The organism is Mesorhizobium sp. M3A.F.Ca.ET.175.01.1.1 (genome assembly GCF_004791945.1).
Lineage (GTDB): Bacteria > Pseudomonadota > Alphaproteobacteria > Rhizobiales > Rhizobiaceae > Mesorhizobium.
The window spans coordinates 1-283 of record NZ_SRTP01000416.1 but is presented as its reverse complement, the minus strand read 5'-3'; the positions used below and the strand labels follow the sequence as shown (position 1 = coordinate 283).

General features: G+C 71.0%; 1 pseudogene. It reads right to left on the bottom strand.

The window, feature by feature from the left end:
• Positions 1 to 283 (bottom strand): annotated as a pseudogene (locus EN818_RS32235) (thymidine phosphorylase); the annotation flags it as partial.

The window sequence follows — 283 nt, the reverse complement described above, 5'->3', positions numbered from 1 at the left end:
CCACCGCCGCTTTGGGAAGATATTTTTCCGCATTCTCGACGAAGTCGGCGGGGCCGCCGAGCGCCGTCACCATGCGCGCGAAGACCGCCGCCGCGCGGCCGCCGGCCAGCGTCTCGGCGGCGCGCCTGATCCCGTCCTGGTTGGACGAGACGATTCCGGCCGATTGCAGCATCTCTGCGGCGAGCGCCAGCGTGACGTCCTCCAGCCGCCGGTCGCGGAACCGGCCGGTCAGGAAGTCGACCGCGTTCTTCACCTCGACCGCATTGCCGGCGGCCGAGGCGAG